Consider the following 25,817-nt stretch of genomic DNA (forward strand, 5'->3'; position numbering starts at 1 on the left):
GGCTGCCGGGGAAAACCCCCCGGTCCCCGCGTCACGCCGCCCGGCCGGCATCGCGGCAGCGCGACCCTGGCCGGGCGCCGGAAGCCTACCGCCTCGGCCGCGCCGCAGAAATGGGCGCCCGGGTTACGCCGGCGTGACCCGCGCGCCGCCGCGATGGCGGAAGGCCAGCGCCTCCGCGACATGCGTGCGCAGCACGGGCCCGCTGCCCGCCAGGTCGGCGATGGTGCGGGCGACGCGCAGCGTGCGGGTGAAGCCGCGGGCCGAAAGGCGCAGCCGCTCCGCCGCCTGCTCCGCCAGCGCCTGCGCCGCCGCATCGGCCTGCAGGGTCTTCTGCAGCGCGCTGCCCTCGGCCACCGCGTTGCAGCGCGGGCCGTCCTCGCCGTAGCGCGCCCTCTGCCGCTCCCGCGCCGCGCGGATGCGGGCGGCGACCACCGGCGTCGCCTCGCCCGCCGGGGCGCGGGACAGCTCGGCGGGCGGCACCGGCTGGACCTCGATCGCCAGGTCCATCCGGTCGAGCAGCGGGCCCGAGAGGCGCTGCTGGTACTCCTCCCCGCAGCGCGGGGCGCGGCCGCATTCCCGCGGCGCGTCGCCCAGATAGCCGCAGCGGCAGGGATTCATGGCGGCGATGCACTGGAAGCGCGCGGGGTAGGTCACGTGGTGGTTGGCGCGGCTGATAGTCGCGCGGCCGGTCTCCATGGGCTGGCGCAGGGCCTCCAGCGCCGGGCGGGGGAATTCCGGCCATTCGTCGAGGAACAGCACGCCGTTGTGGGACAGGCTGATCTCGCCGGGGCGGGCGCGGCTGCCGCCGCCGATCAGCGCCGGCATGCTGGCGCTGTGATGCGGTTCGCGGAAGGGCGGCCGCGTCACCAGACGGCCGTCGCGCAGCAGGCCGGCGATGGAATGCACCAGGCTGACCTCCAGCGCCTCCCCCGGCGTCAGGTCCGGCAGCAGGCCGGGCAGGCGCGCCGCCAGCATGGACTTCCCCGCGCCCGGCGGGCCGATCATCAGCAGGTTGTGGCCGCCGGCCGCCGCCACCTCCAGCGCCCGCTTGGCGCTTTCCTGGCCCTTCACCTCGGACAGGCAGGGCCCGCGCCAGGGGCCGGTGTCGGGCGAGGGCGGCTCCGGCGGGCTCAGCACCTGGGTGCCGCGGAAATGGTTCATCAGCGCCAGCAGGTCGGGCGCCGCGAGCACCTCGATCCGTCCGGCCCAGGCCGCCTCGCCGCCCTGCTGCGCCGGGCAGATCAGGCCGAGGTCGCGCATGGAGGCGCCGAGCGCCGCCGGCAGCACGCCCGCCACCGGGTTGATGCCGCCGTCCAGCGCCAGTTCGCCGAGCGCGGCATAGCCGGCCAATTCCTCGCGCGGCAGCACATCCATCGCCGCCAGCACGGCCAGCGCGATGGGCAGGTCGAAATGGCTGCCTTCCTTGGTGATGTCGGCCGGCGCCAGGTTCACGAGGACCCGCTTCGGCGGCAGCGACAGGCCGAGGCCGGCGAGCGCCGCCCTGACCCGTTCCCGGCTCTCGCCCACCGCCTTGTCCGGCAGCCCCACCACGAGGAAGGCGGGCAGGCCGGCGGCGATCTGCACCTGCACCTCGACCGGCTGGGCCTCGATGCCGGCGAAGGCGAAGCTGGCGACTCGGGCGATCGTCATGGATCCGGACCATGACGATGCCGGCACTGGTATGCAAGGAGACGATTCGACCCAGGCTAGCAGGGGCGCCCGGCCGCTTTGGCAGGGGCAAGGGGCGGGAATGGCGGCTGGCGCGGCCGCGTCCGGCCGCGCGCGTCGCGCTTCGGCCTGCCGGCAGAACCGGCCGCAGCAACGCTGCCGGCCATCGGGGCGGAACGGGCGCCCGCCGCCCCGCCACCCGTCCTAGTCGGCCGCGGCTTCCGCCTGGCGCAGCAGCCGGATGAAATTGCCGGACCAGAGCAGCCCAAGCTCCCGCGCGCCATAGCCGCGCCGCAGCAGCGCGGCGCTCAGCCCGCCTGTCTCGGCGGCATTCTGCCAGCCATCGACCCCGCCGCCGCCGTCGAAGTCGGAGGACAGGCCGACATGCTCCACGCCGATCCGCTGCACCGCATGGTCCACATGGTCGGCCATCGCCTCGACGCCCGCGGTGTTCTTCTGCCCCTCCGGCAGCCGCTTCAGGAAGGCCGGCACGGCGGTGATCTGCGCCAGGCCGCCGACGGCGCGGAGCGCGTCCAGTTGCTCGTCGTCGATGCAGCGCGGGTGGTCGGCCAGTGCCCGGCAGGCGGTATGGGTGGCGACGATGGGCGTGCGCGACACCTCCGCCGCCTGCAACATGCCCTTCTTCGAGACATGCGACACGTCCACCAGCATCCCCGCCCGGTTCAGCGCGCCGATGGCGGCGCGGCCGAGCGGCGAGAGGCCGCCATGCTCCTCCTCGGCATCGCCCAAGGGCGGCCGCGGGCGGGCGCTGTCGGACAGGTCGTTGTGGCCGTCATGCGTCAGGGTCAGGTAGCACGCCCCCAGCGCCTTCCAGCGCTGCGGCGCCGCCAGGTCATGGCCCATGGCGTAGCCATTCTCGACCGCCGACATCACCGCCAGCGAACCGGCGGCGAAGCAGGCCTCCAACTCGTCGGCCGTGGCGCAGAAGCGCTGCGCCTTGCCGTCGGCGCGAGCGCGGATATGGCGGAGCATCGCCTCGGCCCGCTCGGCCGCCGCCTGGTGGCCGGCGGCGTCGCGCTTGCCCTGCGGCACATAGGCGATGAAGACCGCCGCCTTCATCCCGCCGCGCAGCATCTTGGGAAAGTCCACCCGCATCGGACCTTCCGTCCGCGGGTCCGGCGGCTCCGGCCAGCGGATGTCGATATGCGTGTCGAGGCAGAGGGTGGCGGCGTGGATGGCCCGGGCGTCCGGCGTGATGCCGGCGGACCGGGCCGGGCCGCCGCGGCGGTCGCCGCCCCGGTCGACGGGCGCGCTCATGCGTCGCCCCAGCCGGTCAGGAAGCGTTGCAGCAGCGTGCCCAGCAGATCCACGTTGTACCCGCCCTCCTGCACGATGGCGCTCGGCAGGCCGAGCCCGCCGATCAGCGCGCCAGCCCGGGCGAAGCCCTCCGCGGTGACGGAGAGGGCGTTCAGCGGCTCATGCTCCGAGGCATCGAAGCCGAGCGAGACCACCAGCGCCTCCGCCCCGAAGTCGCGCGCCGCCTGCACGCCGCGCGCCACCGCCTCCAGCCAAGGGCCGTCGCCGCTGCCGATGGCGAGCGGCATGTTGATGTTGCGGCCCTCGCCGGCGCCGGCGCCGCGCTCCTCCGCATGACCGACGAACCAGGGGTAGTAGCGGCCGGGATCGCCATGCACCGAGACGGTGAGGACGTCGCCGCGGTCCCAGAAGATGCCCTGGGTGCCGTTGCCGTGGTGGCTGTCGATGTCGAGGGTGGCGACGCGCGTGGCACCGGCATCGCGCAGCGCCTCCACCGCGAGCGCCGCGTTGTTCACGTAGCAATGCCCACCGGCGCGGGCGGCATAGGCATGGTGGCCGGGCGGGCGGCAGAGGGCGTAGGCGGTGCGGCCGGCGGCCGCCTCCCGCGCCGCGGCCAGGGCGACGCCGGCGGCGGCCAGGCTCGCCTCCCAGGTGCCGGGGCCGATCGGGCACGCGGCGTCCGCGGTGTACCAGCCAGCCTGGCCGACGACATGCGGGCCCAGGCGGGCGCCGTTGGCGATCATCTCGGGTGCCGGGTGGGTGTTGCCGACCACCTCCGGCCCGGCATTGGGCAGGTCGGCCCAGGCGGCGGCGGCGGTCGAGAGGAAGGCGAGGTAGTCGGCCGTGTGCACGCGGGCCAGCGCGGCGCGGTCGGGCACCGCCGCCACCTCCGGCGCGATCCCCAGCGCCTGCAGCCCGGCGAGGAGCGAGGCGGCCCGCTCCGGCACCTCGAAATTCGGCCTCACCTGGCCGCGGACGAGGAAGAATTGCGGGCTGTGCCGCATCTGGTCGGGATGGTGGAAGGCGCGCATGGGCGGGGAAGCTAGCAGCCGGGCGACCCTTGTCCATGCGCCGCATGGCTGTACAGGGAAGGGCGGCCGGGCTGAACTGCCGCCCCTTCCGCGAGGAGCCCGCATGACCCAGACGCTCGACCCCGGTGCCCGCCGCGCCATCCTGGACGCCGTGGACTCGCTGCGGGACTGGTCGGTCGAGCGGCTGTCGGACCTGGTGCGCTGCCCCTCGACGCTGGGCCGGGAGCAATCGGCGCTGGAGCGGATGGCGGTGCTGTACGGGGAGCTTGGCCTCGTGCCGCGGCGCGTGCCGGTGGTCCCGGACGCGCTGGCGGCGCATCCCGGCTTCTCCCCGCCGCTGGTCGACTATGCCGGGCGCGACAATGTCGTCGCCCTGCACCATCCGCGCGGCGCGGCGAAGGGCCGCAGCCTGGCGCTTCAGGGCCATGTGGACGTGGTGCCAGAAGGCGCCGCCGACATGTGGGAGACCCCGCCCTACGAGCCCGCCATCCGCGACGGGCGCATCTATGGCCGCGGCGCCGGCGACATGAAGGCCGGCATCGTCAGCACTTGCGCCGCCTTCCGGGCGCTGCGCCTGGCCGGGCTGCAGCCGGCGGCCGAGGTGCAGATGCAGTCGGTGATCGAGGAGGAATGCACCGGCAATGGCGCGCTCGCCTGCATGCTGGCCCTGCCGAAGCCGGACGCCGTCATCATCCCGGAGCCCGGGCCGGGCCATGATGCGCTCTACACCGCCGAAGTCGGCGTGGTCTGGGCCTGGGTGACGGTCAGCGGCCGGCCGGCGCATGTGCGGGACATGCAGGCCGGGCTGAACGCCATTGAGGCGGCGCAGATCATCGGCGCCGCCTTCAAGGACTACGAGCGGGAGATGAATGACGGGTCGCGCATCCACCCGGCCTTCCGCGGCGTGAACCACCCGGTGAACGTCAATCTCGGCACCATCGAGGGCGGGGAGTGGAACTCCTCCGTCGCCACCCGCTGCCGCATCGGCCTGCGCGTCGGCATCATGATGGGCAACACGGCGGCGCGGGTGCGGTCCGACATCGAGCGGATCGTCGAGGCGGCGAAGGGCCATGAGCGGCTGCGCGGCGCCCGCGTCACGCTGGACTTCAAGGGCTTCATGGCCGATCCCTGCGTCTTCGACACCGGGGCGGAGATCGTCCGGCTGTCCCGCCGCGCCTATGCCGAGGTGACGGGCGGCAGCCTGCGCGACTATCCCGCCACCGGGCTGACGGATGGCCGCTTCTTCGCGCTCTACCAGAACACGCCGGTCGCCTGCTTCGGGCCGGATGCGGTGGACATCCACGGTATCGACGAGAATGTCGGGCTGGAGAGCATGCATGGCATCACCCGGACTATCGCGCTCGCCATGGCCGAATGGTGCGGGGTGGAGGCAGCCACGCCATGAGGGGCCTGCCCATCCTGCTGCTGCTCGGCGCCTGTGCCATCGCGCCGCCGCCGCCCGAGGCCGACCCGGTCGCCGGCCCGCCCCTGGCCCAGGGCGAACTGGCCACCGACCCGATCCTCGTCGCCGCCTGCGTCTCCCGCGCGGTGCCCGGCGCGGTCGTGGCGCTGCGGCGGGACGGCGCCGCGGTGGCACCCCTGCCGGCCCTCGTCCCGGATACCGCGCTGGTCGTGGACCGGATGCCGCAGGGGCGGGTGGCCTGGCGTTTGCTCGGTCCCCCGGCCGGCCCCTTGACCGAGGCGCTGCAGCGCGCCCTGCAGGACTGCGCCGGCCGGATCGGAGCCAGCGCATGACCGCGACCAACCTCCCGCTCTCGGGTGCCCGCCTTTGGGACAGCCTGATGCAGATGGCCCGCTTCGGCGCCCTGCCGGGCGGCGGCTGCAACCGCCAGGCGCTGACCGACGAGGATGCCGAGGCCCGCGGCCAACTCATCGCCTGGGGCGAGGCGATCGGGCTGCAGGTGACCGTGGATCGCCTGGGCAGCATCCGCCTGCTGCGGCCGGGCCGCGATCCGTCCCGCCGGCCGGTCGCGATCGGCAGCCACCTCGACACCGTGCCGACGGGGGGCAAGTTCGACGGCGTCTATGGCGTGCTGGCCGGCCTCGAGATCCTCCGCGCCCTGCACGAGGCCGGCGCGGCGACCGAGGCGCCCCTCCTGCTGATCAACTGGACGAACGAGGAAGGCGCCCGCTTCTCCCCGGCGATGATCGCCAGCGAGGCGAGCATGGGCCTGCGCGAGGAGGCGGCGGTGCTGGCGACGCCGGAACGCGCCGGGCCTGCGACGCTCGGCGGCGAGCTCGCCCGCCTCGGCTTCGCCGGGACGGCGGACCCCGCCGATCTCCGCGGCATCGCCGCCTATTTCGAGACCCATATCGAGCAGGGACCGGTGCTGGAGACGCTCGGCAAGCCCATCGGCATCGTCACCCATGCGCTCGGCGCCCGCACCTTCGACGTGGTCGTGACCGGGAAGGACGGCCATACCGGCGCGCCGATGGACGGCCGCGCCGATGCGCTGGCGGCCGCCGCCGCCCTCATCCTCGCCGCCGAGCGCCTGGCGAAGGACAGCGCGGGCGAGGCGATCGCCTCCGTCACCCGCATCGCCATCACGCCGGATGCGCGCGGCAACATCGCCTCCGGCGCGCGCCTGGCCTGCAGCACGCGGCACCGCACCCAGGCCGGGCTGGACGCGCTGTCGGACGCGCTGCGGGCCGAGGCCGCGGCGATCTGCGCCGCCCGCCCCGGCATCGGCATCGCGCTGGAGGAGGTGTGGGCCTACCCGCAGACCGATTTCGCCCCGGCGCTCTACGAGCGGCTGGAGGCGGCGGCGGCGCGCCGCGGCCTCGGCAGCCACCGCATGCCGACCGCCATCGGGCACGACGCCATCCATGTGGCCCGCGCCTTGCCAGCGGCGCTGATGTTCATCCCCTGCCATGGCGGCCTCTCCCACAACGAGGCGGAGAGCATCACGCCGGACTGGGCGGAGGCCGGGCTGCTGGTGCTGGCCGATGCCGTGCTGGAGACCGCGGGACTGATCCGATGAGCCAAGCGACCAACCTGCCGCTTTCCGGCGAGCGCCTCTGGGCCAGCCTGATGGAGATGGCGCGGATCGGCGGCACGCCGAAGGGCGGCTGCAACCGCCAGACCCTGACCGACCTGGATGCCGAGGGCCGCGACCTGCTGCGGCGCTGGGGCGAGTCCTGCGGGCTGACGCTGACGGTGGACCGCCTGGGCAACATGATCCTGCGGCGGGAAGGGCGCGACCCGACGCGCAGGCCGGTCGCCTTCGGCAGCCACCTGGACACCCAGCCGACGGGCGGCAAATTCGACGGCGTGCTCGGCGTGCTGGCCGGGCTCGAGATCATGCGGGCGCTGCACGAGGCGGGGGCGGAGACCGAGGCGCCGCTGCTGCTGGTCAACTGGACGAATGAGGAGGGCGCGCGCTTCTCCCCGCCCATGATGGGCAGCGGCGCCGCCATGGGCATCTTCGAGGAGGCCGAGGTCCTGGCGAAGCGCGACCAGGCCGGCGCCGTCTTCGGCGAGGAACTCAGGCGCATCGGCTGGCAGGGCGAGGCCGATCCCGCCGCGCTGCAGGGCTGCGCCGCCTATCTCGAATTGCATATCGAGCAGGGGAAGATCCTGGAGGATGCCGGCCAGGATGTCGGCATCGTCACCCATGCCCTGGCGCAGCACTGGTTCGAGGTGGTGGTGGAGGGCGAGGACGCGCATGGCGGCTCCCCCATGGCCGGGCGGCGGGATGCGCTGATGGCGGCGGCACCGCTGATCGCGGCGGTGGAGGAAATCGCGCTGGCGACGCTCTCGCCCGGCGGCGAGCCGGGGCGGGGCACGGTCGGCGTGGTGGAGGTGCACCCGTCCAGCCGCAACGTCGCGCCGTCGCGCGTCTTCTTCAGCGTGGACTTCCGCCATTCCGACCCGGATGCGCTGGCGCGGATGGGGGAGGCGCTGGCGGCCCGCGCCGCGGACATCGCCGCCGCGCGCAAGGTCACGGCGACGGTGACGCCCTTCTGGTATTCGCCGATGACGCCCTTCGATCCGGCGCTGGTCGGCCGCGCGCGCGACGCCGCCGCGGCGCGTGGCCTGCGCTGGCGGGAGATGCCGACCGCCATCGGCCACGACGCCGTCTACATGGCGCGCAAGGTGCCGACCGTGATGGTCTTCACGCCCTGCCATGGCGGCCTGTCGCACAACGAGGCGGAGAGTATCACGCCGGACTGGGCGACGGCCGGGCTGCAGGTGCTGGCGGATGCGGTGATCGCCACCGCCAACGCGCCGGTCTGAGGGCTCAGGCCCGGCGACGCACCAGGCCAAGCCCGGCGAGGCCAAGGCCGAGCAGCGCCAGGCTCATCGGCTCGGGCACCGGGATCGGCCGGATCACCGCATCGGCGTCGGCGCCCAGGTAGTTGCCGGCATAGAGGGTGCCGGAGAAGACAAGGGTGAAGTAGAGGTAGTTTTCCGGGAAGCTCGGATCGGTCGGCTGGGTGCTCAGGCCGCCCGATGCGTTGAAGGCATCCAGCGCGCCGAAGAAGGGCCCGCCATTGGCGCCCGGGCCGCTTCCCTCGATGAAGATCAACCGGAGCCCGCCATTGAAGGCGCTGATGCCTACCGCCACGCTATCCAGCGGCAGGGCGATGTCGGCCTCGGTGAAGGTCACGCCGGGAAAGCTGATGCTCAGCGTGAAGCCGGGCAGGGAGGAGAGGTTGTAGAAGCCGGGCGTGAGGTCCACCGGCGAGGTGAAGGTGCCGGTGCCGACCAGCGCCGCCGAGATCTCGCCATCGGCCAGGGCGTCGCGCGTATTGTCGAAGCGCAGGCTGAAGGTGGTGGACGCCTCGGCGCCGGGCTGGCCGGCGAGAAGCCAGAGGCCGGCCAGGCCACCGATCAGGATGCCGCGCATGCTGTCCGCCCCCCACCCGCGATCGCGGCGGAAGGCTACCGGCCTTCCGGGTCCGGAACAAGCCGCCCGGATGCCGTCGACGCGGCGCCCGTCGGGGCGGCTTCCCAAGCGGCGCCGGGCACGGTTAGCTCGGCTCCATGCGCATTGCCATCGGCGGCTTCCAGCACGAAAGCCATTCCTTCGCCCCGCGTCCCACCGGCTGGCGGGAATTCCTCCAGCCCGGCGGCTTCCCGGGCCTGCAACGCCCGGCGACGCTGGTGGAGACAATCCGCCCCACCTCCGTGCCGCTCGCCGGCGCGATCGAGGTGCTGGAGGCGGCCGGCGCCAGCCTCGTCCCGCTGACCTGGTGCTTCGCCAACCCGGCCGGGCCGGTGACGGCGGAGGCCTTCGAGCGCATCGCGGCGCTGCTGGTCGGGGCGCTGTCCGACGCGCTGGAGGAAGGCCCCCTAGACGGCATCTACCTCGAGCTGCACGGCGCCATGGTCGCGGTCGGCTTCGACGACGCCGAGGGCGAGCTGCTGCGCCGCGTCCGCGCGGTGGTCGGGCCGGATCTGCCGGTCACCGTCAGCCTCGACCCGCATGCCAATATGACGCGGCAGATGACCGTGCTGGCGGATGCGCTGGTGCCCTACCGCACCTACCCGCATGTCGACATGAAGCCGGCCGGCGCCCAGGCGGCGCGGCTGCTGCTGCAGCGGATCGAGCGGGGCACGCCCTGGGCGCGCGCCTTCGCCGAGATCGACTTCCTGATCCCGCTGACCATGCAGTGCACCATGGTCCCGCCCATGTCCCTGGTGCTGGAGGAGCGGGCGCGGCTGGCGGCGGCGCATGGCTGCGCCGAGCTCGCCTTCTGCTTCGGCTTTCCCTATGCCGATTTCCCCGGCTGCGGCGTCGCCATCGCCGGCTATGCCGAAACGGCGGCGCAGGCCGAGGCGGCCGTCGTCGGGCTGAAGGCCTGGATCGACGCGCATGAGCCCGATTTCGCCGGCGGCGTGGCCAGCGCGGCGGAGGGCGTGGCGGAGGCCATCGCCGCCGCGCGCGGCGCGAGCCGGCCCGTGGTCATGGCCGACACGCAGGACAATCCGGGCGGCGGCGGGCATGGCGACACCACCGGCCTGCTGGCCGAGCTGATCCGGCAGGATGCCCAGGGCGCGGTGCTCGGCCTGATCAACGATGCCGAGAGCGCGGCCGCCTGCCATGCCGCCGGGGTCGGCGCCACCCTGCCGCTGCATCTGGGTGGGAAAAGCGACGGTGCCCCGCTGGCGGTGACCGCGGTGGTGGAGGCGCTGACCGATGGCCGCTTCACCGGCACCGGGCCGATGTCGAAGGGCAACCCGGTCGATCTCGGGCCGACGGCGCTGATCCGCGTCGCCTCCGGCGTGCGGGTGATCGTCGTCACCCGCAAGATGCAGGCGCTGGACCAGGCGCTGTTCACCCATATCGGGATCGAGCCTTCGGCGCAGCGGATCATCGCGCTGAAGTCCAGCGTGCATTTCCGCGCGCATTTCCAGCCGATCGCCGAACGGGTGATCGTCGTCGCCGCGCCCGGCCCGGTGGTGGCCGACCCGGCGGTGCTGCCCTTCGCGCATCTCCGCCCGGGGCTGCGCCTGCGGCCCGGCGCCAACCGCTGAGGCCAGCGGCGGATGGCCGAGCGCGGATCCCGCCTGGCAGAGGCGCTGCGCCATCCGCTCTGCCTCGCCCTGGTCAGCTTCCTGCTCACCGGCGTGCTGGCCAACTTGGTTTCGCGCGGCCTCGACCAGCAGGCGCGCGAGCGGGACCGCGAGGCGGAGCTGCGCGCCTATGCATCCCGCACCATCACCGAGGTGACGGAGCTGATCTTCGAGCGCCTGCACCGCGCCGAACTGGTCGGATCCTCGGTGATCCGCCGCGCGCCGGTGGAGGAGATCAAGGAGCGCAAGCGGAGCTACGACGAGGCCTATCTGCGCTGGAACATCCGCCTTGCCGGCAACCAGCAGCGGCTCGCCGCGCTGCTCGGCCCGGACCGGCTGCCGGAATTGCGAGCCTTCCTCGATGTCGGCATCACCCAGCTCTTCCGCCTGGCCGATGCCTGCCTGACGGATGCCTATGACCTCTACCTCCCCGGGACGGAGGAGGCGATGCAGGCGGCGCGGCGGAGGGTCGAGGCCTGCGAGGTCGAGACCTTCACCACGTCGCTGAAGGACCTGCACGACCAGACCGGCCGCTGCGGCCGCCAATTCGCCGCCACGCTCTACGCGGCGCTGGCGGAGGCGACGGGCCGCCCGGCCGGGCGGGCGCTGACCGCCGACCCGGTGCTGCAGGCCTGCCTGCGGATCGAGGCGCCGCCGCCTCGCTGAGCCTGCCGCGGCCCGTCGGGCGGCATGGCGTTCCGGCGCCAGCCGGCCTGCGGGGTGCCGGCGGCCGGCACGCAGGGCCGCAGCACAGATCGGCTGCGCATCCGCGCCCGATCGCAGCGGGCGCTCCTGGGCGAGGGCGGGGCACCGCTCGGCATGGCGGCGCTGCGACGATCGTGAGCGCGGTCCTGACCGCAACTCGCCGGCAGGCAAGGGCAGGCCGGGTGACGAAGCCCCGGGCAGCGTCCGTCGCCGCCGCTTGCCCGCGAGGCCCCGGGCAAGCCGCCGCGGGGTCGCGCCCCGCCGCGGCCGGCGTCAGCGCAGGCGCGCCTCCGCCGCCTCGGCCTGCTGCATCAGCGCCGTCCCCTCCGGCCCGTTCAGCATGGCATCCAGCGACTCGACCGCCCCCCGACGGCCGGCGCACCAGGCGGCGCGGTCCTGGGTGCGGCGGCGGCCCTCGAAGCCCGGCGGCGCCATCTCCCGCAGGAAGCCGTCGCGTGCCGGCATGCCGCCGCGGTGCTGGTGCAGCGCGATGGCCGCGGCCTCGATCCGCGCCGCGCGGTCCTGCGCCTGCTGCGACAGGGGAATGCCGCAAAGCTGCGCGGCGCGGACCAGGCCGCCGATGCCCGTGGCGCGGGCGGCGAGCGCCTGGGCATCCGCCGCCGGCGCGGCGGCCATGGGCGGCTCCGCCGCACAGGCCGCGAGCAGCGGCAGCAGCCAGGCCAGGCGCCGCAGCGTCACGCGGCGTCCCGCAGCAGCGCGCGCACGGCGTCGGGGCGGGGCAGCGGCGCCACCGCGCCGAAGCCGGTGGTGGAGAGCGCGGCGCAGGCATTGGCGTAGCGCGCCGCCGCGAGCGGCGGGTCGCCGGCCAGCGTCCGTGCCAGGAAGGCGCCCGCGAAGGCATCCCCTGCGCCGGTGGCATCCACCGCCTGCACGCGGCAGGGAGGGATGGTGCTGCGCCCTTCCGGCGTCGCCAGCAGCACGCCGTCCTTTCCCTGCTTCAGCAGCACCAGGGGGCAGCCGAGCCGGAGATAGAACTCGGCGATCGCCTCGGGCGCCGCCAGCCCGGTCAGCACGCGGGCATCGTCGAACGAGGGCAGGGCGATGTCGGCCTGGGCGATGGCGGCATGGATGGTCGCCGCCGCCCGTTCCCGAGGCCAGAGCGGAAGGCGCAGATTCGTGTCGTAGGACACCTTCACCCCGGCCGCCTTGGCCGTGGCGATGGCGTGGAACACCGCGTCGCAGGCGCTGGTGGAGATCGCCTGGCTGATGCCGGAGACATGCAGGATGCGGGCGGCGCGGATCGCCGCCTCCGGCACCTCCGCCACGGCGTAGCGGCTGGCGGCGCTGCCGCTGCGGTAGAAGGTGAAGGCGTGGCCGCCGGCGTCATGCGTGACCAGATAGAGGCCGGTCGGCGCTTCGGCGCGGCGGATCACCGTGGCGGTGTCGACCCCTTCCGCGGCCCAGAGCGCCAGCAAGCTGTCGCCCGGCCGGTCCTCCCCGATGGCGGTGATGTAGCCGACGCTGGCGCCCTGGCGGGCGGCGCAGATGGCGGCATTGCTGGTGTCGCCGCCATGGCCTTCCAGGTAGAGCCGGCGGCCATCCGGCCCAGGCGGCTGGGCGTTCAGTTCCAGCATGGGCTCGCCCATGCAGAGCAGGTCGGGCATGGCGGTCAGGCCTGCAGCAGGCCAAGCGCGTCGCGCGCCGCCCGTTCGATCGCCGCCCGGTCGCCGGCGGCGATCCGTGCCTCATCCACCAGCTTGCCGCCCATGCCGACGAAATCGGCGCCGGCGGCGAAGAAGGCCGGGGCATTGGCCGGGTCCACGCCGCCGGTCGGGCAGAACACCGCCTGCGGGAAGACGGCGCGCAGCGCCTTCACATGCGCCGGCCCGCCGACCGAGGCGGCGGGGAACAGCTTCACCACATCGGCGCCGGCGGTCAGGGCGGCGCGGATCTCCGTCGGGGTGAGCGCCCCCGGCATGGCGCAGGCGCCGGCGTCGCGGGCCACCGCGATCACCTCGGGGTCGGTCCAGGGCGTCACCAGGAACTGCGCGCCGACCGCCAGGCAGGCTTCCGCCGCCCGCGCATCCGGCACGGTCCCGGCGCCGATAGTCAGGCCGGGCTCGGCCGCCAATTCGCGGATGAGCGGGATGGCGTCCGGGATGGTCAAGGTGATCTCGAGGATCCCCATCCCGGCCTCGCGCAGCCAGGCGCAGGCCGTGGCCGCCAGCGCGGCGGTCGAGGTGCGGACCACCGGCACCACGCGGGCCCGGCGCAGTGCCGGGATCAATGGATGGGTCATGGGCAGCCTCCCTGTCGGCCGCCATCCTGCGGCGGGACGGCACGCCCTGCCAGGGGCGTGCCGTCCCGGCCCGGTTCTCAGGCCCGGGCGGCGGCGAGCCAGCCATCGGCGGTGCGCTCCAGCGCCCGGGCTTCGTCGCCCGCCTGGCGCAGCGCCGCCTGGGTGCTGCCGAGCTCGCCCTGGTAGGCGACCAGCGACTCCTTCAGCCCGCCCATGGCGCCGGAGAGGTTGCCCAGCTCCCCGCGCAATTCGGCGACGGCGGCGGCCTGGGCATCCAGCGCCGCGAGCAGGCCGCGCAGGGCGAGCCGCAGGCGATCCTCGTCGCGGGCGGGGAAGGCGAGGAGGGTGGCGGTCGGCTCGGTCATGGCGTCCCTCTGCGACAATTTCTAATTTTTTGTAAACGCCGTCGCGGGGCCGATCAAGAGTCTTTCGACTTTCTTAACGCAATAGTTGTGGAGCCGGGCGACGCTGCGTCACGGGAGGCTGGCCGCCCCGGCGAGCAGGCTCGCGGCGGCGCACACGCTCAGGGCCCAGCGCAGCCGCAGGTAGCCGGTGGGAAGCAATCCCCGCCTGGCCGCCACCGTCTCGACCGCCGCGGTGCCGAGGAGGCCGAGGGCGAGCAGCACGAGGCCCGGGCCGGGCGGCAGCAGCAGCGCCGCCCAGGCGATCAGGGACGGCACGACGCCGAGGCCGAGCCGCGGCGCGGTGGCGCCCGCCTCCGCCGCCGGGGCGCGCAGCGCCAGGCCCCAATGCACCGCGCCGAGGAAGCTGAGGATCACGGCGCCATAGGCGGCCAGGGCGAAGCGGGCGAAGCCGGCGACCTCGGCCCCGGCGGTCCAGGCGAGCAGCGCGGCGGCGAGGAAGGGCAGCAGCCCGGCCGGGCCGAGCCAGAGTGCGGGCCGCGGCAGGGGCGGATCACGCAGGAAATCGCCCGGCGGGTGGTTCGACAGGGATGGCATGCGGCAGCAGATCGCGGCGGCGGCGGGCGGCGCAAGCCCCGCCCGGCGCCGAATCCGTTGCGCCGGCCGCCCGGTCCCCTGGAGTGGATGGTGTTCCGATGGAATCATCGCGCGGCGCAGCCTCGCCGCGGGGGCGGCGGTGAACGCGGCGGGCTGCCGTCGCGTAGAACCGGCGCGGGGACGGGAGTGGGCATGGGTATCTGGTTCGAGGTCACGGTCATCCTGCTGCTGGTCGCGCTGAACGGCGCCTTCGCGCTCAGCGAGCTGGCGATCGTCTCCGCTCGGCGCGGCCGGCTGCTCGCCATGCAGCGCGCCGGCAGCCCGGGCGCCGCCGCCGCGGTGGCGCTGGCGGATGACCCGCAGCGCTTCCTGCCCACGGTGCAGATCGGCATCTCGCTGGTCGGCATCCTCGCCGGCGTCTTCGGCGGCGCGCAGCTGGCCGGGCCGCTCGGGCAGGCGCTGGCGCGCATCCCCGGCCTCGCCCCCTTCGCCACGGAGACCGGCTTCGTGCTGGTGGTGGTGCTGATCGCCTATGCCAACCTGATCCTCGGCGAGCTGGTGCCGAAGCAGCTGGCGCTGCGCGACCCGGAACGCTTCGCGGTCGCGGTGGCCCGGCCGATGGCGGCGCTGGCGCGCTTCAGCGGGCCGGTGGTCTGGGTGCTCTCCCGCTCATCCTCCGCCATCCTGCGGCTGTTCGGCGCGCACCGGCCGCAGGACCAGTCGGTGACGGAGGAGGAGGTGAAGGCGGTGGTCGCCGAGGGCGAGGAGGCCGGCGCGCTGGAGCGGGAGGAGCGGCACATGATCGAGCGCGTGCTGCGCCTGGCCGACAAGCCGGTCCGCGCCCTTATGACGCCGCGCAACGACGTCGCCTGGATCGACCGCAACGCGTCGCCCGACGACATCAAGGCCATGCTGCGGGCGCAGGACGTCAACCGCTTCGTCGTCGCCGACCGGCGGATCGACAACGTGGTCGGCGTCGTCGCCGCCAAGGACCTGCTGGACCAGGTGCTGGACGGCGCGACGCTGTCCGTCGTGCGGGCGCAGCGCCAGGCGCTGGTGCTGCCCGATAGCCTGCCGGCGATCGACGCGCTTGAGCGGATGCGGCACGACCCGGTCGGCCTGGCCCTGGTGCTGGACGAATACGGCAGCTTCGAGGGGGTGGTGACCACCGCCGACCTGCTGGAGGCGATCGTCGGCGAGCTCGGCCCGGACGAGCCGGAGAAGCCCGGCGAGGCCATCAAGCGCGCCGATGGCAGCCTGCTGCTGGACGGGATGATGCCGAGCGACGAGCTGCGCGCCCAGCTCGACCTGCCGGCGCTGCCCTATCACGGCACCTACCACACCGTGGCCGGCCTGATGCTGGCGCTGCTGCGGCGCGTCCCGCGGGAGGGCGACCGGATCGTCTGGGCGGGCTGGCGCTTCGAGATCGTCGACATGGACGGCCGCCGCGTGGACAAGGTGCTGGCGAGCCGGGAGGAGGCGACGGGGGTGGCCTGAGCGGCTGCGGGAGGATGCCGGTCAGCGGCCGCGTCGGGCGGGACAGCCCGGTGCCGCCGCCAGGCCCGCCCCGCAGCCGATGCGCGACGCGACCCTCGGCAGCCGGGCCTGTCAGGCCGCCTCGCCCTGGCGGCGGAGGCTGTCCGTGACCTGCCGGATGGCGGCGCTCAGCCCCTCGCCCTGGCGGGCGAGCCCGGCCGTGGCCGCGCGGACCAGTCCGACCTCGGCGCTCGACCCCGCGACGGCGGTGCTGACATCGCCGATCCCGACCGTCACCCGCTCGGTGCTGGCGGCGACGCCCTGGGCGGCGCGGCTGATCTCCCGCGTGGCGGTGCCCTGCTGCTCCACCGCCGCCGCAATGGCCGTGGCGACCTCGCTGGTGCGGGCGACGGCGCCGCCCACGGCGCGGATCGCCGCCACCACGCGCTGCGTCACGTGCTGCATCTGCGCGACCTGGCCGCTGATCTCGTCCGTCGCCCGCGCGGTCTGGGTGGCCAGCGACTTCACCTCGCCCGCCACCACGGCGAAGCCCTTGCCGGCCTCCCCGGCGCGGGCCGCCTCGATCGTCGCATTCAGCGCCAGCAGGTTGGTCTGCGCCGCGATGGTGCTGATGAGGCCGACCACCGCGCCGATCCGCCCGGCGCCCTCCGCCAGGTCGCGCACCACGGCATCCGTCGCCCGCATCTCGTCGGCCGTCGCGCCGGCGATGCTGGCCGTTTCCACCACGCGGCGGCCGATCTCCTCGACGGTGGCGCTCAGCTCCTCGGCCGCGGCGGCGACCGTCTGCACCCCCATGCTGGCCTCCTGCGCGCCGGTGGCCGCGCCGGCGGCCTTCGTGGCGATGCGGCCGGTGGAACCGGCGAGGGCGTCCGCCGCCGCGCTGAGGTCGAGCGACGCGCCGGCGAGCGCGCCGGCGATGCCGGTCACCGACCGCTCGAGCTCGGCCGCCGTCTCCAGCATGGCCCCGCGTCGCTCCGCCGCGGCGCGGTCCCGGGCGGCGCCTTCCTCCGCCTCCCGCAGCCCGGCCAGCCGCGCCGCCTCCCGGGCGCTGTGCTCGGCCGCGGTGATGGCCCGCGCCGCCTGGTCCACCAGCCAGCAGAGCGCCGCGGCCTCGAACACCACGATGACGGCATGGAAGACCACCCGTCCCAGCTGCGCCCCGCCGGGGAAGACCGCCGCGGGCAGCGCGAAATTCAGCAGCAGGTGGTGCAGCGCGATGGCACCGGCGGCGAGCAGCACGGCGCGGCGGTCCAGCAGCGCCGCGGTGACCGCCAGGGCCGCGAAGAAATGCATATGGGCATCGGCCTGCCAGGCATGGCCCAGCAGCTGCTCGACCAGCAGCGCCGGCATCAGCGACAGGGCGACGGCGAGCGTGCCGCGCGATGCCGGCGTGCCGGCGCCGGCCCGCCAGGCGGCGGCGGCGGCCGCGGCGATGCCGGCCCAGAGCAGCAGCGGCACGAGCAGCGCGCCGCCCAGCAGCAGGCCGGTGAGGGCCAGTGCCGGGCCGTGCAGCAGGACGATGCCGAGGATCGCGGCTTCCGACATGCGGCGCAGGCTGGCCAGCCGGTCTGCGGCGGATGATGTCATGGCTCGGCCGAGCATGGACGGCCTCCTTTCCAGATGAGGGCGAGGCCGAAGGCGGCGCGGATGCGCGCGCCGTCGCCGCGCAGCAGCGCGAGCCCTGGGGCCGGCAGGTCGAGCAGGCGGATCTCGGCCAGCGCCGGATCCTGCGCGAGGCGGGCGAGGCCGGCAGGGCCGAGGCGGACCAGCGCGGGACCATCCCCGGCCGGCGCGAGCCGGGACAGGCCCAGCGCGGCGGTCGCCAGGACGCAGAGCGCGAGCGCTGGAAGGGTGTCCCGGACGGGCATCGCCGGGACGCTAGCCGCGGGTCGCTGCCGCTGTGTTAACGCCCCGTAAACCCGGGGCCGGCGCTACTTCGCCCCGCCGCGCGCGATGGGCGCGACGAACTGCGCCTCGGTATCCCAGGGGAACAGGATCCAGGTGTCCTGCGACACTTCGGTGATGAAGGTATCGACCAGCGGGCGCCCCTTGGGCTTGGCATAGACCGTGGCGAAATGCGCCCTGGGCAGCAGCTCCCGCACCACCCGGGCGGTGGTGCCGGTGTCCACAAGGTCGTCCACCAGCAGCCAACCCTCGCCATCGCCGGCGGCCACGGGCGGCTTGGTGACCTGCGGCTGGCCCATCTGCTCCTCGTTGTAGGTGACGACGGAGACGGTCTCGATCAGCCGCGCCTCCAGCTCCCGCGCCACGATCGCCGCCGGGATCAGCCCGCCGCGGGTGATGGCGACGATGCCCCGGAACGGCCCGCGCTCCACCAGCCGCCAGGCCAGCGCCTTGCTGTCGCGGTGCAGCTGGTCCCAGGACACGGTGTAGTAGCGCTGCGCCATCTCAGGGCCTGTCTGCAATGGGTGAGGCGGAGGATTCGGCGCGGGGTGCGCGGCGCCGGCCGGGACGCCGTCGCAGCCGATGCTGGCGGCACCGGCAAGATGGCGGACGTCGCCGGCGCTGAAAAGACCCGCCGCGCCGGCCGGGACTGCGGCGGCCAGGCCCTAGAACATCCTGCCGCCGTCGGGGACCTTCAGGTCGGGCTTCAGCAGCACGACTGCGCCGTTCTCGTCCGGGACGCCCAGCACCAGCACCTCGCTCAGGAAGGGCCCGATCTGGCGGGGCGGGAAATTCACCACCGCCATCACCTGCCGCCCGATCAGCCGGTCGCAGGCATAGTGCACGGTGATCTGGGCGGAGGAGCGCTTCACGCCGATCGCGCCGCCAAAATCCACCCAGAGCTTGATCGCGGGCTTGCGCGCCTCGGGGAAGGGCTGGGCATCCACGATGGTGCCGACCCGGATCTCCACCTTTTCGAAGTCGCCGTAGCCGATGCTGTCCGCCATGCCCCGCACATACTCCCGCGGGCCGGGGGCAGGGAAGGGCCCTGGAACGGGGCGGGCCAGGGCCGGGTTGCCGCGTTGGGTCGGCCATGCGACAGGGGCGGGCCCGGCCGGGCCGCCGGCAGAAACGAGACAAGAACGGACAGGACATGAAGCGCGACTTCCACGCCCCCGGCCGCAGCGCCGTCTACGGCACCGCCGGGATGGCCGCCACCTCCATGCCCATCGCCACCTACGCGGCGCTGGAGGTGCTGCGGAAGGGCGGCAACGCGCTGGACGCCGCCATCTGCGCCGCCGCGGTGCTGGCGGTGGTGGAGCCGCAGAGCACGGGCATCGGCGGCGACTGCTTCTGCCTCTATGCGCCGGCCGGGACCGGCAAGGTGGTGGCGATGAACGGCAGCGGCCGGGCGCCCGCCGCCTCGACGCCCGAGGCACTGCGCAGCCGCGGCGTGGACAAGCTGGTGAACACCTCCGCCCATGTCGTCACCATCCCCGGCGCCGTCGCCGCCTGGGAGGCGCTGAACGCCGCCCATGGCAAGCTGCCGCTCGCCGAGCTGCTGCAGCCGGCCATCCGCTGCGCCGAGGAGGGCTGGCCGGTGCATGCCCGCGTCGCGGCGGACTGGAAGGACGCTGCCGACAAGCTGCGGGGCAACCCCGCCTCGGCGCACCGCTTCCTGCGCGACGGCATGGCGCCCGAGGTCGGCGACCGCTTCGTCCAGCCCGAGCTGGGCCGGACGCTGCGCGCCATCGCCGCGAAGGGCGCGCGGGCCTTCTACGAGGGCGAGATCGCTGCGGACATGGTCGCGTCCCTGCGGTCGCTCGGCGGCCTGCACACCGAGGAGGATTTCCATCGCGCGCTGACCGGCGCCGAGTTCGTCGAGCCGATCAGGACCGGCTGGCGCGGGCTGGAGGTCTACCAGTGCCCGCCCAACGGCAGCGGGATGCATGTGCTGCAGATGCTCGGCATCCTCGGCGGGTTCGAGACGCCGGAGCAGGGCCCGATCAGCGCCGAGCGCTACCACCGCCATATCGAGGCGGCGCGGCTGGTCTATCGCGACCGCGACGCCTTCCTGGCCGACCCGGCGCAGGTGGATGTCCCGGTCGCGCGGCTGACCGACCCCGAATACCTGGCCCGGCTGCGCGGGCTGATCCGCGACGACCGCGCGATGCAGGAGATGCCGCCGGCCGGCGAGTCCGACTGGGCCCGGCACAAGGACACGGTCTATCTCTGCGTGGTGGATGGCGACGGCAACGCCTGCTCCTTCATCAACTCGCTGTTCCAGAGCTTCGGCAGCGGCATCCTGGCCGAGAATTCCGGCGTCATGCTGCACAATCGCGGCTTCGGCTTCCGGCTGCAGGAAGGCCATCCGAACTGCATCGCCCCCGGCAAGCGGCCGATGCACACGATCATCCCCGGCATGGTCATGCAGAACGGCGAAGCCATCATGCCCTACGGCGTCATGGGCGGGCATTTCCAGCCCATGGGGCAGACGCTGTTCCTGGCCAACCACTTCGAATTCGGCCTCAACGTGCAGGAGGCGCTGGACTGCCCGCGCCTCTTCCCGGCGCCGGGCAACGGGCCGGTGGAGCTGGAGCGCGGCATCCCGAATGCCGTCGTCGACCGGCTCTCGCGCCTCGGCCATGAGGTGAAGCTGGTGGACAAGCCGCATGGCGGCGGCCAGGCGATCCTGATCGACCGCAAGCGCGGCGTGCTGGTCGGCGGCAGCGACCCGCGCAAGGATGGCTGCGCGCTCGGCTTCTGAGGATGCTGCGGGCGCTGCGGGCGGACATCACGACGCTGGCGGTGGATGCCATCGTCACCGCCGCCAACAGCGCCCTGCGCGGCGGCGGCGGGGTGGACGGCGCCGTGCACCGTGCCGCGGGGCCGGAATTGCTGGCGGCCTGCCGGGCCCTCGGCGGCTGCCCGACCGGGGAGGCGCGGATCACCCCGGGCTTCCGCCTGCGGGCCCGGCACGTGATCCATGCCGTCGGCCCGGTCTGGCGGGGCGGCGGGGCAGGGGAGGCGGCGCTGCTCGCCGCCTGCTACCGGAACGCCATGGCGCTGCTGCGCCAGGCCGGCGGAGGGTCGATAGCCTTTCCCGCCATCTCCACCGGGGTCTATGGCGTCCCCCCGGATCTGGCGGCGCCCATCGCCGTCGCCACGGTGCGGGCGGAATGCGCAGCGCATGGCGAGGCCGAGGTCATCTTCGCCTGCTTCGACGAGGCGACGCTGGCGCTGTACGAGGCGGCGCTGCGGGGCTGAGGCGGGTCGTGTTCCGGCGGCCGCCTCCAGGCCGGTTACGGGTGCGGCGCGCCGCGGGCGTGTCCGGCCAGGCGGGCCCGCCGCGGGGTCTGGCGGCGCCTCATGGGCGGTCATCCGGGGGGCGGTCGTCGCAGGCCCGGACGCCGGCCTGCGCAGCGAGCGCCGGCATGGCGGAGGCCGGCCCGGGGCGGATCGCGGGTCGGCGCGAAGGCCGCGCCCATGAGACCGATCTCCGACACGCCGCGTCACGGACAAGCCCATGGCCGCGCCGCCACGGGGGCGTGCCGCGGCGCAGCCCGTCCCCCCTGGCCGGCGGCGTCCGGCGCAAGGATGCCGCCGGCACAGGGATGCGCATCAGGCCATGCCGCCCGGGTCCAGGCCGAGCCGCCGCTCCGCCGCGGCCCGGGCCGCCGGATCCAGCAGGTCGGCCAGCGTTATGCGGTCCAGCACGCCCAGGAAGGCCGCCATCGCCTCCCCAAGGGCGCCCTGCAGCCGGCAGGCGCCGGCCAGGATGCAGCGCTCGCCCGTGACATCGCCCGCCGGGTCGCCGTCCGGCGCGAAGCAGGCGACCAGCGCGAGGTCCTCCTCGATCCGCCGCACCACCTCGCCCAACCGGATCGCCTCGGCCGGGCGTGCCAGCAGCATGCCGCCGCCGCGCCCGCGCCGGGTTTCCACGAAGCCGGCCGCCGCCAGGCGCTGCACCACCTTGTCGAGATGGTTGCCGGAGATCCGCCAGGCGCGGGCGATGTCCTCGGTCTGCACCCGCCGCCCCGGCCGCAGCCCGAGATGCATGAGGGTGCGGAAGGCAAGGTCGGTCTGCAGCGTCAGGCGCATGGCTCGGTCGTCTGCATCGCATGTCCGTGATGGGCCCCGAGTGATAAATGGTATTTTGCATACCATTTCAGGAGCCCGGCATGTCCCTCAGCCCCACGACCATCGTCACGGTGAAGGCGACCGTCCCCGCGCTGGAGCAGCAGGGCCTGGCCATCACCCGCCGGATGTACGAGCGGATGTTCCGGGATCCGGCGATCCGCGACCTGTTCAACCAGTCGCATCACGGCGAGACCGGGTCGCAGCCGCGGGCCCTGGCGGCGGCGGTGCTGGCCTATGCGAAGCATATCGACGATCTCGGCGTGCTCGGGGCGGCGGTGGAGCGCATCGCCCAGAAGCATGCCGGATTGCTGATCCGGCCGGAACACTACCCGCATGTGGCGAAGGCCCTGCTCGGCGCCATCGGCGATGTGCTGGGGGAGGCGGCGACGCCCGACATCCTGGCCGCCTGGGGCGAGGCCTATTGGGCACTGGCCGACATCCTCATCGGCCGGGAGGCGCAGATCTACCGCGCGACGGAAGCGGCGCCGGGCGGCTGGCAGGGCTGGCGCCGCTTCGTGGTGACGGAGCGGGTGCGGGAGAGCACGGTCATCGCCTCCTTCCACCTGCGGCCGGAGGATGGCGGTCCGGTCCTGCGCCATCGCCCGGGCCAGTACCTGACCTTCCGGCTGCGCCTGCCCGGCCACACCGTGCTGAAGCGCAACTACAGCATCTCCTCGGCGCCCGACGCGGCGGGCTACCGCATCACCGTGAAGCGGGAGCCGCAGGGCACCGTCTCCGGCTGGCTGCATGACGAGGCGGTGCCGGGCCTGGTGCTGGAGGCGGCGGCGCCGGCCGGCGCGTTCGTCCTGCCGGACCAGCCCGCGCGGCCGGTGGTGCTGCTCTCGGGCGGCGTCGGGCTGACGCCGCTGCTCCCGATGCTCGAGGCGATCGCCGCCTGGCATCCGGGGCTGGAGACGCATTGGGTGCATGCGGCGCGCGACGGTGCGGCGCAGGCCTTCGATGCGCGGGTGCGGGAGATCGCGGCGGGCATGCCGGCGCTGCGGCGGACGGTGTTCCACGAGGCGCCACGCCCGGAGGATCTCGGCCGGGCAGCGCCGGGGCGGATCACGCCCGACTGGCTGCGGGCCAACACGCCGCTGGACCGGGCAGACTACTTCCTCTGCGGCCCGAAGCCGTTCCTGCGCGCGCTGGTCGGCGGCCTGGCGGCGGCGGGCGTGCCGGCAACGCGCATCCATTACGAATTCTTCGGCCCCGCCGACGAATTGCTGGCGGCTTGAGCCTGGGCCGGAGGCGGCGCTGCCGCTGGTAGGTGCCACCCTGTCCGGGCCGTGGGCGGCCGCGCCGTCCGTGCCCCGGCCGGGGCCGGTCCCGGCCGCGCGAGAGTTCCGCCGCGGACCGGCCGCGGCGGCGCCAGGCCGCGCCCGCCGCCGCCGCGATGGCCGGAGGCTCCGTCCTGTCATGCGGCCGGGCGGCCTGCTACACCCCGCCGGCCATGACCGACCACGACATCTTCGCCGCGCTCCGCCGCCGGACCGTCGCCGCCCTTGCCGAGCTGCTGCCCGACCTCCCCGCCGACGCCTTCGCCCGGGTGCAGATGGAGCCGCCGCGCGACCCGTCGCATGGCGACATGGCGACCAATGCCGCGCTGGTGGTGGGGAAGCTCGCGAGGCAGGCGCCGCCGAAGCTGGCCGCAGCCCTGGCGGAGCGGCTGGCCGCCCTGCCGGAGGTCGAGAGCGCCGCCCCGGCCGGGCCGGGCTTCGTCAACCTGCGGCTGCGCGAGTCCTTCCTCCTCGCCCAGTTGCCGGTGATCCTGGCCGAGGGCGAGCGCTATGGCGACGGCACGGCCAGCGCCGGGCGGCGGATCAACGTGGAATATGTCTCGGCCAACCCGACCGGGCCGATGCATGTCGGCCATTGCCGCGGCGCGGTGGTGGGCGATGCGCTGGCCAACCTGCTGGCCAAGGCCGGGTGGGCGGTGACCAAGGAATACTACATCAACGATGCCGGGGCGCAGGTGCAGGCGCTGGCGATGGCCGCCTATTGGCGATACCTGCAGGCGCTTCTCGACACGAGGGAAGGCCAGGATTTCGCGGCGTCGGGACCTGCGCCGCTGCGCGACTTCGCCGCATCCGCCCGCGACCGCGAAGCCTTCGAGCGCACGCACGGGATCGCCCTGCAGTATGGCGGCGACTACCTCGTGCCGGTTGGTCAGGCCCTTCATGCACGCTTCGGCTTCGGCCTGGTGCCGGAAAGCGGGGGGGAACCCGCGCCTGCGACGCTGACCGCGATCCGCGACTTCACCGTCGAGCGGATGATGGAGTCGATCCGCGAGGATCTCGCTGCCCTCGGCGTAACTGGGCAACATTTCGTCTCCGAGGCGCAGCTGGTGCGCGAGGGCAAGCTGGAGCAGGCGGAGAAGGTCCTCTCCTACAAGGGGCTGATCTATCGCGGCGTTCTGGAACCGCCGAAGGGCAAGACGCCGGAGGACTGGGAGCCGCGCGAGCAGACCCTGTTCCGCGCCACCCAATTCGGCGACGAGGTGGACCGGCCGCTCCGCAAGTCCGACGGCAGCGGCACCTATTTCGCCAACGACATCGCCAACCACCTGCACAAGCTGGAACGCGGCTTCGCCGAGCTGGTGCATGTCTGGGGCGCCGACCATGGCGGCTATGTCAAGCGCATGCAGGCCGCGGTCGCCGCGCTTTCCTCCGGCACCGTGCCGCTGGACGTGGTGCTGACCCAGATCGTCCGCGTGATGAAGGATGGCGAGCCGGTCCGCATGTCGAAGCGCGCCGGCACCTTCGTCACCTTGCGCGACCTGCTGGAGATGGTGGCGGAGAAGGTGGCGAATCCCGGCGAGGCGCGCGACGCCGTCCGCTTCACCATGCTCACCCGCAAGTCCGACGCGCAGATGGAGTTCGACCTCGACAAGGTGGTCGAGCAGTCCCGCGAGAACCCGGTCTTCTACGTGCAGTACGCCTATGCGCGATGCATGAGTGTCCTCCGCGGTGCCGAGGCGCTGCTCGGCGCGAAGGCGACCAACGATACGTTCCCGGCCGTCGCCGCAGGCCTCGCGGCATCCCCGCTCGAGAGCCTGGCCGACCCGGCCGAGCTGGCCCTGATCCGCCGCCTGACCACCTGGCCGCGCACCGTGGAAGCCGCCGCGATCGCCCGCGAACCCCACCGAATCGCTTTCTTTCTCCATGACTTGGCCGGCGACTTTCATGTACTGTGGAACAAGGGCCGCGACGACGCGACCCTGCGATTCATCCGGGCGGATGAGCCGGAGGCGACGCGGGCAAGGCTGGCCCTGGTCGCCGCTACGGGGACGGTCATCCGCTCGGGCCTCGCGGTCATGGGGGTGACGCCCGTCGAGGAGATGCGGTGAGCGATCTGGCAGTACCCTCCTGGCGCCCACGCCAGGAGAGACAAGCGCCATCCTGGCGCATGCTCGCGGTGGCCGGGGGGCTGCTGGGGGCGGTGGCCGTGGCCGGCGCGGTGACCTGGGGCCTGTCGCGCATGGGCCCGCGCACCGTCCCGGTCATCGAGGCCGCGAGCGGCCCGGTCAAGGTCAAGCCGGCCGAGGGCAAGGAAGGCGGCCTGATCGTGCCGAACCAGGACCAGCTCGTCCTGCAGCCGCCCGAGGTGCGGCGCGAGGCCGAGCGGCGCAGCAACCAGGCACGGCTTGGCCAGGGGCCGGAGCAGCCGCAGCTCGACCTGCTGCGGCAGCAGGCGGCGCCGCCGGCGCCGCCCTCCGCAATTTCACCCGCCGCGACCCACGCACCGGCCGCCCCGGCGCCGAGCGCGCTGGCCCAGGCGCCCACCCTGCCGCCGCCGGTGGCCGCGGCGCCCGCCCCGGTCCCCGCCGCCGC

25 protein-coding genes and 1 pseudogene are annotated in these 25,817 nt (G+C 74.2%); 12 read left to right on the plus strand and 14 right to left on the minus strand.

Going from position 1 to position 25,817, the window contains the following annotated elements:
* Positions 1–123: 123 nt before the first annotated feature.
* The 3 genes from E2C05_RS09545 to E2C05_RS09555 all read right to left on the minus strand — a co-directional run bounded on the left by E2C05_RS09545 (position 124) and on the right by E2C05_RS09555 (position 3,977).
* Positions 124–1,650 carry a YifB family Mg chelatase-like AAA ATPase gene (locus E2C05_RS09545; RefSeq protein ID WP_133219388.1) on the minus strand — a complete coding sequence of 509 codons (1,527 nt, stop codon included), beginning with the start codon at positions 1,648–1,650 and terminating at the stop codon, positions 124–126.
* 222 nt (positions 1,651–1,872) lie between these two features.
* Positions 1,873–2,946 carry a dipeptidase gene (locus tag E2C05_RS09550; RefSeq protein ID WP_133219389.1) on the minus strand — a complete coding sequence of 358 codons (1,074 nt, stop codon included), beginning with the start codon at positions 2,944–2,946 and terminating at the stop codon, positions 1,873–1,875.
* The gene (locus tag E2C05_RS09555) at positions 2,943–3,977 is read right to left on the minus strand and encodes a histone deacetylase family protein (protein ID WP_133219390.1); all 1,035 of its coding nucleotides are present in this window, start codon (positions 3,975–3,977) and stop codon (positions 2,943–2,945) included. The genes E2C05_RS09550 and E2C05_RS09555 overlap by 4 nt, the downstream gene beginning before the upstream one ends.
* 103 nt (positions 3,978–4,080) lie before the next feature.
* Here E2C05_RS09555 and E2C05_RS09560 point away from each other — a divergent pair, with 103 nt between their 5' ends.
* Genes E2C05_RS09560 through E2C05_RS09575 form a run of 4 tightly spaced genes read left to right on the plus strand, consistent with a single transcriptional unit; the run spans position 4,081 to position 8,235 of the window.
* Complete coding sequence (locus E2C05_RS09560; RefSeq protein ID WP_133219391.1) at positions 4,081–5,382, plus strand: ArgE/DapE family deacylase; 1,302 nt, start codon at positions 4,081–4,083, stop codon at positions 5,380–5,382.
* Positions 5,379–5,732, plus strand: a complete 354-nt coding sequence (locus E2C05_RS09565; protein WP_133219392.1) for a hypothetical protein — start codon at positions 5,379–5,381, stop codon at positions 5,730–5,732. Before E2C05_RS09560 ends, E2C05_RS09565 begins: the two co-directional genes overlap by 4 nt.
* Positions 5,729–6,979 (plus strand): hydantoinase/carbamoylase family amidase, encoded by a 1,251-nt coding sequence (locus tag E2C05_RS09570; RefSeq protein WP_133219393.1) that lies wholly within the window; start codon positions 5,729–5,731, stop codon positions 6,977–6,979. The genes E2C05_RS09565 and E2C05_RS09570 overlap by 4 nt, the downstream gene beginning before the upstream one ends.
* Complete coding sequence (locus tag E2C05_RS09575; protein WP_133219394.1) at positions 6,976–8,235, plus strand: Zn-dependent hydrolase; 1,260 nt, start codon at positions 6,976–6,978, stop codon at positions 8,233–8,235. The genes E2C05_RS09570 and E2C05_RS09575 overlap by 4 nt, the downstream gene beginning before the upstream one ends.
* Before the next feature lie 4 nt (positions 8,236–8,239).
* On the opposite strand, the gene E2C05_RS34605 is transcribed toward E2C05_RS09575, so the two are convergent.
* Complete coding sequence (locus E2C05_RS34605; protein WP_133219395.1) at positions 8,240–8,848, minus strand: PEP-CTERM sorting domain-containing protein; 609 nt, start codon at positions 8,846–8,848, stop codon at positions 8,240–8,242.
* Between the two features lie 137 nt (positions 8,849–8,985).
* On the opposite strand from E2C05_RS34605, the gene E2C05_RS09585 reads away from it, so the two are divergent.
* Both E2C05_RS09585 and E2C05_RS09590 read left to right on the plus strand, forming a co-directional pair.
* Positions 8,986–10,479, plus strand: coding sequence for a M81 family metallopeptidase (locus E2C05_RS09585; RefSeq protein WP_133219396.1), 1,494 nt, complete (start codon positions 8,986–8,988; stop codon positions 10,477–10,479).
* A gap of 12 nt (positions 10,480–10,491) precedes the next feature.
* Positions 10,492–11,184, plus strand: a complete 693-nt coding sequence (locus E2C05_RS09590; RefSeq protein ID WP_133219397.1) for a hypothetical protein — start codon at positions 10,492–10,494, stop codon at positions 11,182–11,184.
* Between the two features lie 312 nt (positions 11,185–11,496).
* Here the strand turns inward: E2C05_RS09590 and E2C05_RS09595 are convergent, their stop codons facing one another.
* The 5 genes from E2C05_RS09595 to E2C05_RS09615 all read right to left on the minus strand — a co-directional run bounded on the left by E2C05_RS09595 (position 11,497) and on the right by E2C05_RS09615 (position 14,442).
* The gene (locus tag E2C05_RS09595; protein ID WP_133219398.1) at positions 11,497–11,922 is read right to left on the minus strand and encodes a hypothetical protein; all 426 of its coding nucleotides are present in this window, start codon (positions 11,920–11,922) and stop codon (positions 11,497–11,499) included.
* Entirely contained in the window at positions 11,919–12,848 is a 930-nt protein-coding gene (locus E2C05_RS09600) for a sugar kinase (protein WP_133219399.1), read from the minus strand. Before E2C05_RS09600 ends, E2C05_RS09595 begins: the two co-directional genes overlap by 4 nt.
* Before the next feature lie 5 nt (positions 12,849–12,853).
* Complete coding sequence (locus tag E2C05_RS09605) at positions 12,854–13,483, minus strand: bifunctional 4-hydroxy-2-oxoglutarate aldolase/2-dehydro-3-deoxy-phosphogluconate aldolase (protein ID WP_133219400.1); 630 nt, start codon at positions 13,481–13,483, stop codon at positions 12,854–12,856.
* 77 nt (positions 13,484–13,560) lie between these two features.
* Positions 13,561–13,848 carry a hypothetical protein gene (locus E2C05_RS09610; protein WP_133219401.1) on the minus strand — a complete coding sequence of 96 codons (288 nt, stop codon included), beginning with the start codon at positions 13,846–13,848 and terminating at the stop codon, positions 13,561–13,563.
* Between the two features lie 108 nt (positions 13,849–13,956).
* Entirely contained in the window at positions 13,957–14,442 is a 486-nt protein-coding gene (locus E2C05_RS09615) for a DUF3429 domain-containing protein (protein WP_158292036.1), read from the minus strand.
* 192 nt (positions 14,443–14,634) lie between these two features.
* On the opposite strand from E2C05_RS09615, the gene E2C05_RS09620 reads away from it, so the two are divergent.
* On the plus strand, positions 14,635–15,939 hold the full coding sequence (locus tag E2C05_RS09620; RefSeq protein WP_133219403.1) for a hemolysin family protein: 1,305 nt from the start codon (positions 14,635–14,637) through the stop codon (positions 15,937–15,939).
* A 111-nt stretch (positions 15,940–16,050) separates the two neighbouring features.
* On the opposite strand, the gene E2C05_RS35115 is transcribed toward E2C05_RS09620, so the two are convergent.
* From E2C05_RS35115 to E2C05_RS09640, 4 genes are all read right to left on the minus strand, one after another.
* Entirely contained in the window at positions 16,051–17,541 is a 1,491-nt protein-coding gene (locus tag E2C05_RS35115) for a methyl-accepting chemotaxis protein (RefSeq protein WP_158292037.1), read from the minus strand.
* Positions 17,523–17,807 (minus strand): hypothetical protein, encoded by a 285-nt coding sequence (locus tag E2C05_RS09630; RefSeq protein ID WP_133219405.1) that lies wholly within the window; start codon positions 17,805–17,807, stop codon positions 17,523–17,525. Before E2C05_RS09630 ends, E2C05_RS35115 begins: the two co-directional genes overlap by 19 nt.
* A 63-nt stretch (positions 17,808–17,870) precedes the next feature.
* Complete coding sequence (gpt, locus tag E2C05_RS09635; protein WP_133219406.1) at positions 17,871–18,347, minus strand: xanthine phosphoribosyltransferase; 477 nt, start codon at positions 18,345–18,347, stop codon at positions 17,871–17,873.
* Between the two features lie 162 nt (positions 18,348–18,509).
* A complete protein-coding gene (locus tag E2C05_RS09640) occupies positions 18,510–18,851 on the minus strand; it encodes a tRNA-binding protein (protein ID WP_133219407.1) in 342 nt (113 codons plus the stop codon).
* A 146-nt stretch (positions 18,852–18,997) separates the two neighbouring features.
* Here E2C05_RS09640 and ggt point away from each other — a divergent pair, with 146 nt between their 5' ends.
* The gene (gene ggt, locus E2C05_RS09645; protein ID WP_240046679.1) at positions 18,998–20,611 is read left to right on the plus strand and encodes a gamma-glutamyltransferase; all 1,614 of its coding nucleotides are present in this window, start codon (positions 18,998–19,000) and stop codon (positions 20,609–20,611) included.
* Between the two features lie 2 nt (positions 20,612–20,613).
* Positions 20,614–21,111, plus strand: coding sequence for an O-acetyl-ADP-ribose deacetylase (locus E2C05_RS09650; RefSeq protein WP_133219408.1), 498 nt, complete (start codon positions 20,614–20,616; stop codon positions 21,109–21,111).
* Positions 21,112–21,465: 354 nt separating this feature from the next.
* Here E2C05_RS09650 and E2C05_RS09655 read toward each other — a convergent pair whose 3' ends face one another.
* The gene (locus E2C05_RS09655) at positions 21,466–21,945 is read right to left on the minus strand and encodes an RrF2 family transcriptional regulator (RefSeq protein WP_133219409.1); all 480 of its coding nucleotides are present in this window, start codon (positions 21,943–21,945) and stop codon (positions 21,466–21,468) included.
* Positions 21,946–22,025: 80 nt separating this feature from the next.
* Between E2C05_RS09655 and hmpA the strand changes: the two genes are divergently transcribed.
* The 3 genes and pseudogenes from hmpA to E2C05_RS09670 all read left to right on the plus strand — a co-directional run.
* Positions 22,026–23,222, plus strand: a complete 1,197-nt coding sequence (hmpA, locus tag E2C05_RS09660; protein WP_133219410.1) for an NO-inducible flavohemoprotein — start codon at positions 22,026–22,028, stop codon at positions 23,220–23,222.
* 215 nt (positions 23,223–23,437) lie between these two features.
* Positions 23,438–25,333: an arginine--tRNA ligase gene (locus E2C05_RS09665; RefSeq protein ID WP_133219411.1), complete on the plus strand. Its 1,896-nt coding sequence runs from the start codon at positions 23,438–23,440 to the stop codon at positions 25,331–25,333.
* A 59-nt stretch (positions 25,334–25,392) separates the two neighbouring features.
* A pseudogene (locus tag E2C05_RS09670) lies at positions 25,393–25,817 on the plus strand (hypothetical protein); the annotation flags it as partial.

The organism is Paracraurococcus ruber, assembly GCF_004353985.1.
GTDB lineage: Bacteria > Pseudomonadota > Alphaproteobacteria > Acetobacterales > Acetobacteraceae > Paracraurococcus > Paracraurococcus ruber.

Excerpts from the sequence above, each read along its gene's own strand:
- E2C05_RS09545 (WP_133219388.1), bottom strand. The coding sequence starts at position 1,650 with ATGACGATCGCCCGAGTCGCCAGCTTCGCCTTCGCCGGCATCGAGGCC.
- E2C05_RS09605 (WP_133219400.1), bottom strand. The coding sequence starts at position 13,483 with ATGACCCATCCATTGATCCCGGCACTGCGCCGGGCCCGCGTGGTGCCG.
- E2C05_RS09555 (WP_133219390.1), bottom strand. The coding sequence starts at position 3,977 with ATGCGCGCCTTCCACCATCCCGACCAGATGCGGCACAGCCCGCAATTC.
- E2C05_RS09610 (WP_133219401.1), bottom strand. The coding sequence starts at position 13,848 with ATGACCGAGCCGACCGCCACCCTCCTCGCCTTCCCCGCCCGCGACGAG.
- E2C05_RS09550 (WP_133219389.1), bottom strand. The coding sequence starts at position 2,946 with ATGAGCGCGCCCGTCGACCGGGGCGGCGACCGCCGCGGCGGCCCGGCC.
- E2C05_RS09620 (WP_133219403.1), top strand. The coding sequence starts at position 14,635 with ATGGGTATCTGGTTCGAGGTCACGGTCATCCTGCTGCTGGTCGCGCTG.
- E2C05_RS09585 (WP_133219396.1), top strand. The coding sequence starts at position 8,986 with ATGCGCATTGCCATCGGCGGCTTCCAGCACGAAAGCCATTCCTTCGCC.
- E2C05_RS09650 (WP_133219408.1), top strand. The coding sequence starts at position 20,614 with ATGCTGCGGGCGCTGCGGGCGGACATCACGACGCTGGCGGTGGATGCC.
- E2C05_RS09570 (WP_133219393.1), top strand. The coding sequence starts at position 5,729 with ATGACCGCGACCAACCTCCCGCTCTCGGGTGCCCGCCTTTGGGACAGC.
- E2C05_RS35115 (WP_158292037.1), bottom strand. The coding sequence starts at position 17,541 with ATGCTCGGCCGAGCCATGACATCATCCGCCGCAGACCGGCTGGCCAGC.
- E2C05_RS09560 (WP_133219391.1), top strand. The coding sequence starts at position 4,081 with ATGACCCAGACGCTCGACCCCGGTGCCCGCCGCGCCATCCTGGACGCC.
- E2C05_RS09640 (WP_133219407.1), bottom strand. The coding sequence starts at position 18,851 with ATGGCGGACAGCATCGGCTACGGCGACTTCGAAAAGGTGGAGATCCGG.
- E2C05_RS09565 (WP_133219392.1), top strand. The coding sequence starts at position 5,379 with ATGAGGGGCCTGCCCATCCTGCTGCTGCTCGGCGCCTGTGCCATCGCG.
- E2C05_RS09590 (WP_133219397.1), top strand. The coding sequence starts at position 10,492 with ATGGCCGAGCGCGGATCCCGCCTGGCAGAGGCGCTGCGCCATCCGCTC.
- E2C05_RS09630 (WP_133219405.1), bottom strand. The coding sequence starts at position 17,807 with ATGCCCGTCCGGGACACCCTTCCAGCGCTCGCGCTCTGCGTCCTGGCG.
- E2C05_RS09665 (WP_133219411.1), top strand. The coding sequence starts at position 23,438 with ATGACCGACCACGACATCTTCGCCGCGCTCCGCCGCCGGACCGTCGCC.
- E2C05_RS09655 (WP_133219409.1), bottom strand. The coding sequence starts at position 21,945 with ATGCGCCTGACGCTGCAGACCGACCTTGCCTTCCGCACCCTCATGCAT.
- E2C05_RS09615 (WP_158292036.1), bottom strand. The coding sequence starts at position 14,442 with ATGCCATCCCTGTCGAACCACCCGCCGGGCGATTTCCTGCGTGATCCG.
- E2C05_RS09575 (WP_133219394.1), top strand. The coding sequence starts at position 6,976 with ATGAGCCAAGCGACCAACCTGCCGCTTTCCGGCGAGCGCCTCTGGGCC.
- E2C05_RS09600 (WP_133219399.1), bottom strand. The coding sequence starts at position 12,848 with ATGCCCGACCTGCTCTGCATGGGCGAGCCCATGCTGGAACTGAACGCC.
- hmpA (WP_133219410.1), top strand. The coding sequence starts at position 22,026 with ATGTCCCTCAGCCCCACGACCATCGTCACGGTGAAGGCGACCGTCCCC.
- gpt (WP_133219406.1), bottom strand. The coding sequence starts at position 18,347 with ATGGCGCAGCGCTACTACACCGTGTCCTGGGACCAGCTGCACCGCGAC.
- E2C05_RS34605 (WP_133219395.1), bottom strand. The coding sequence starts at position 8,848 with ATGCGCGGCATCCTGATCGGTGGCCTGGCCGGCCTCTGGCTTCTCGCC.
- ggt (WP_240046679.1), top strand. The coding sequence starts at position 18,998 with ATGAAGCGCGACTTCCACGCCCCCGGCCGCAGCGCCGTCTACGGCACC.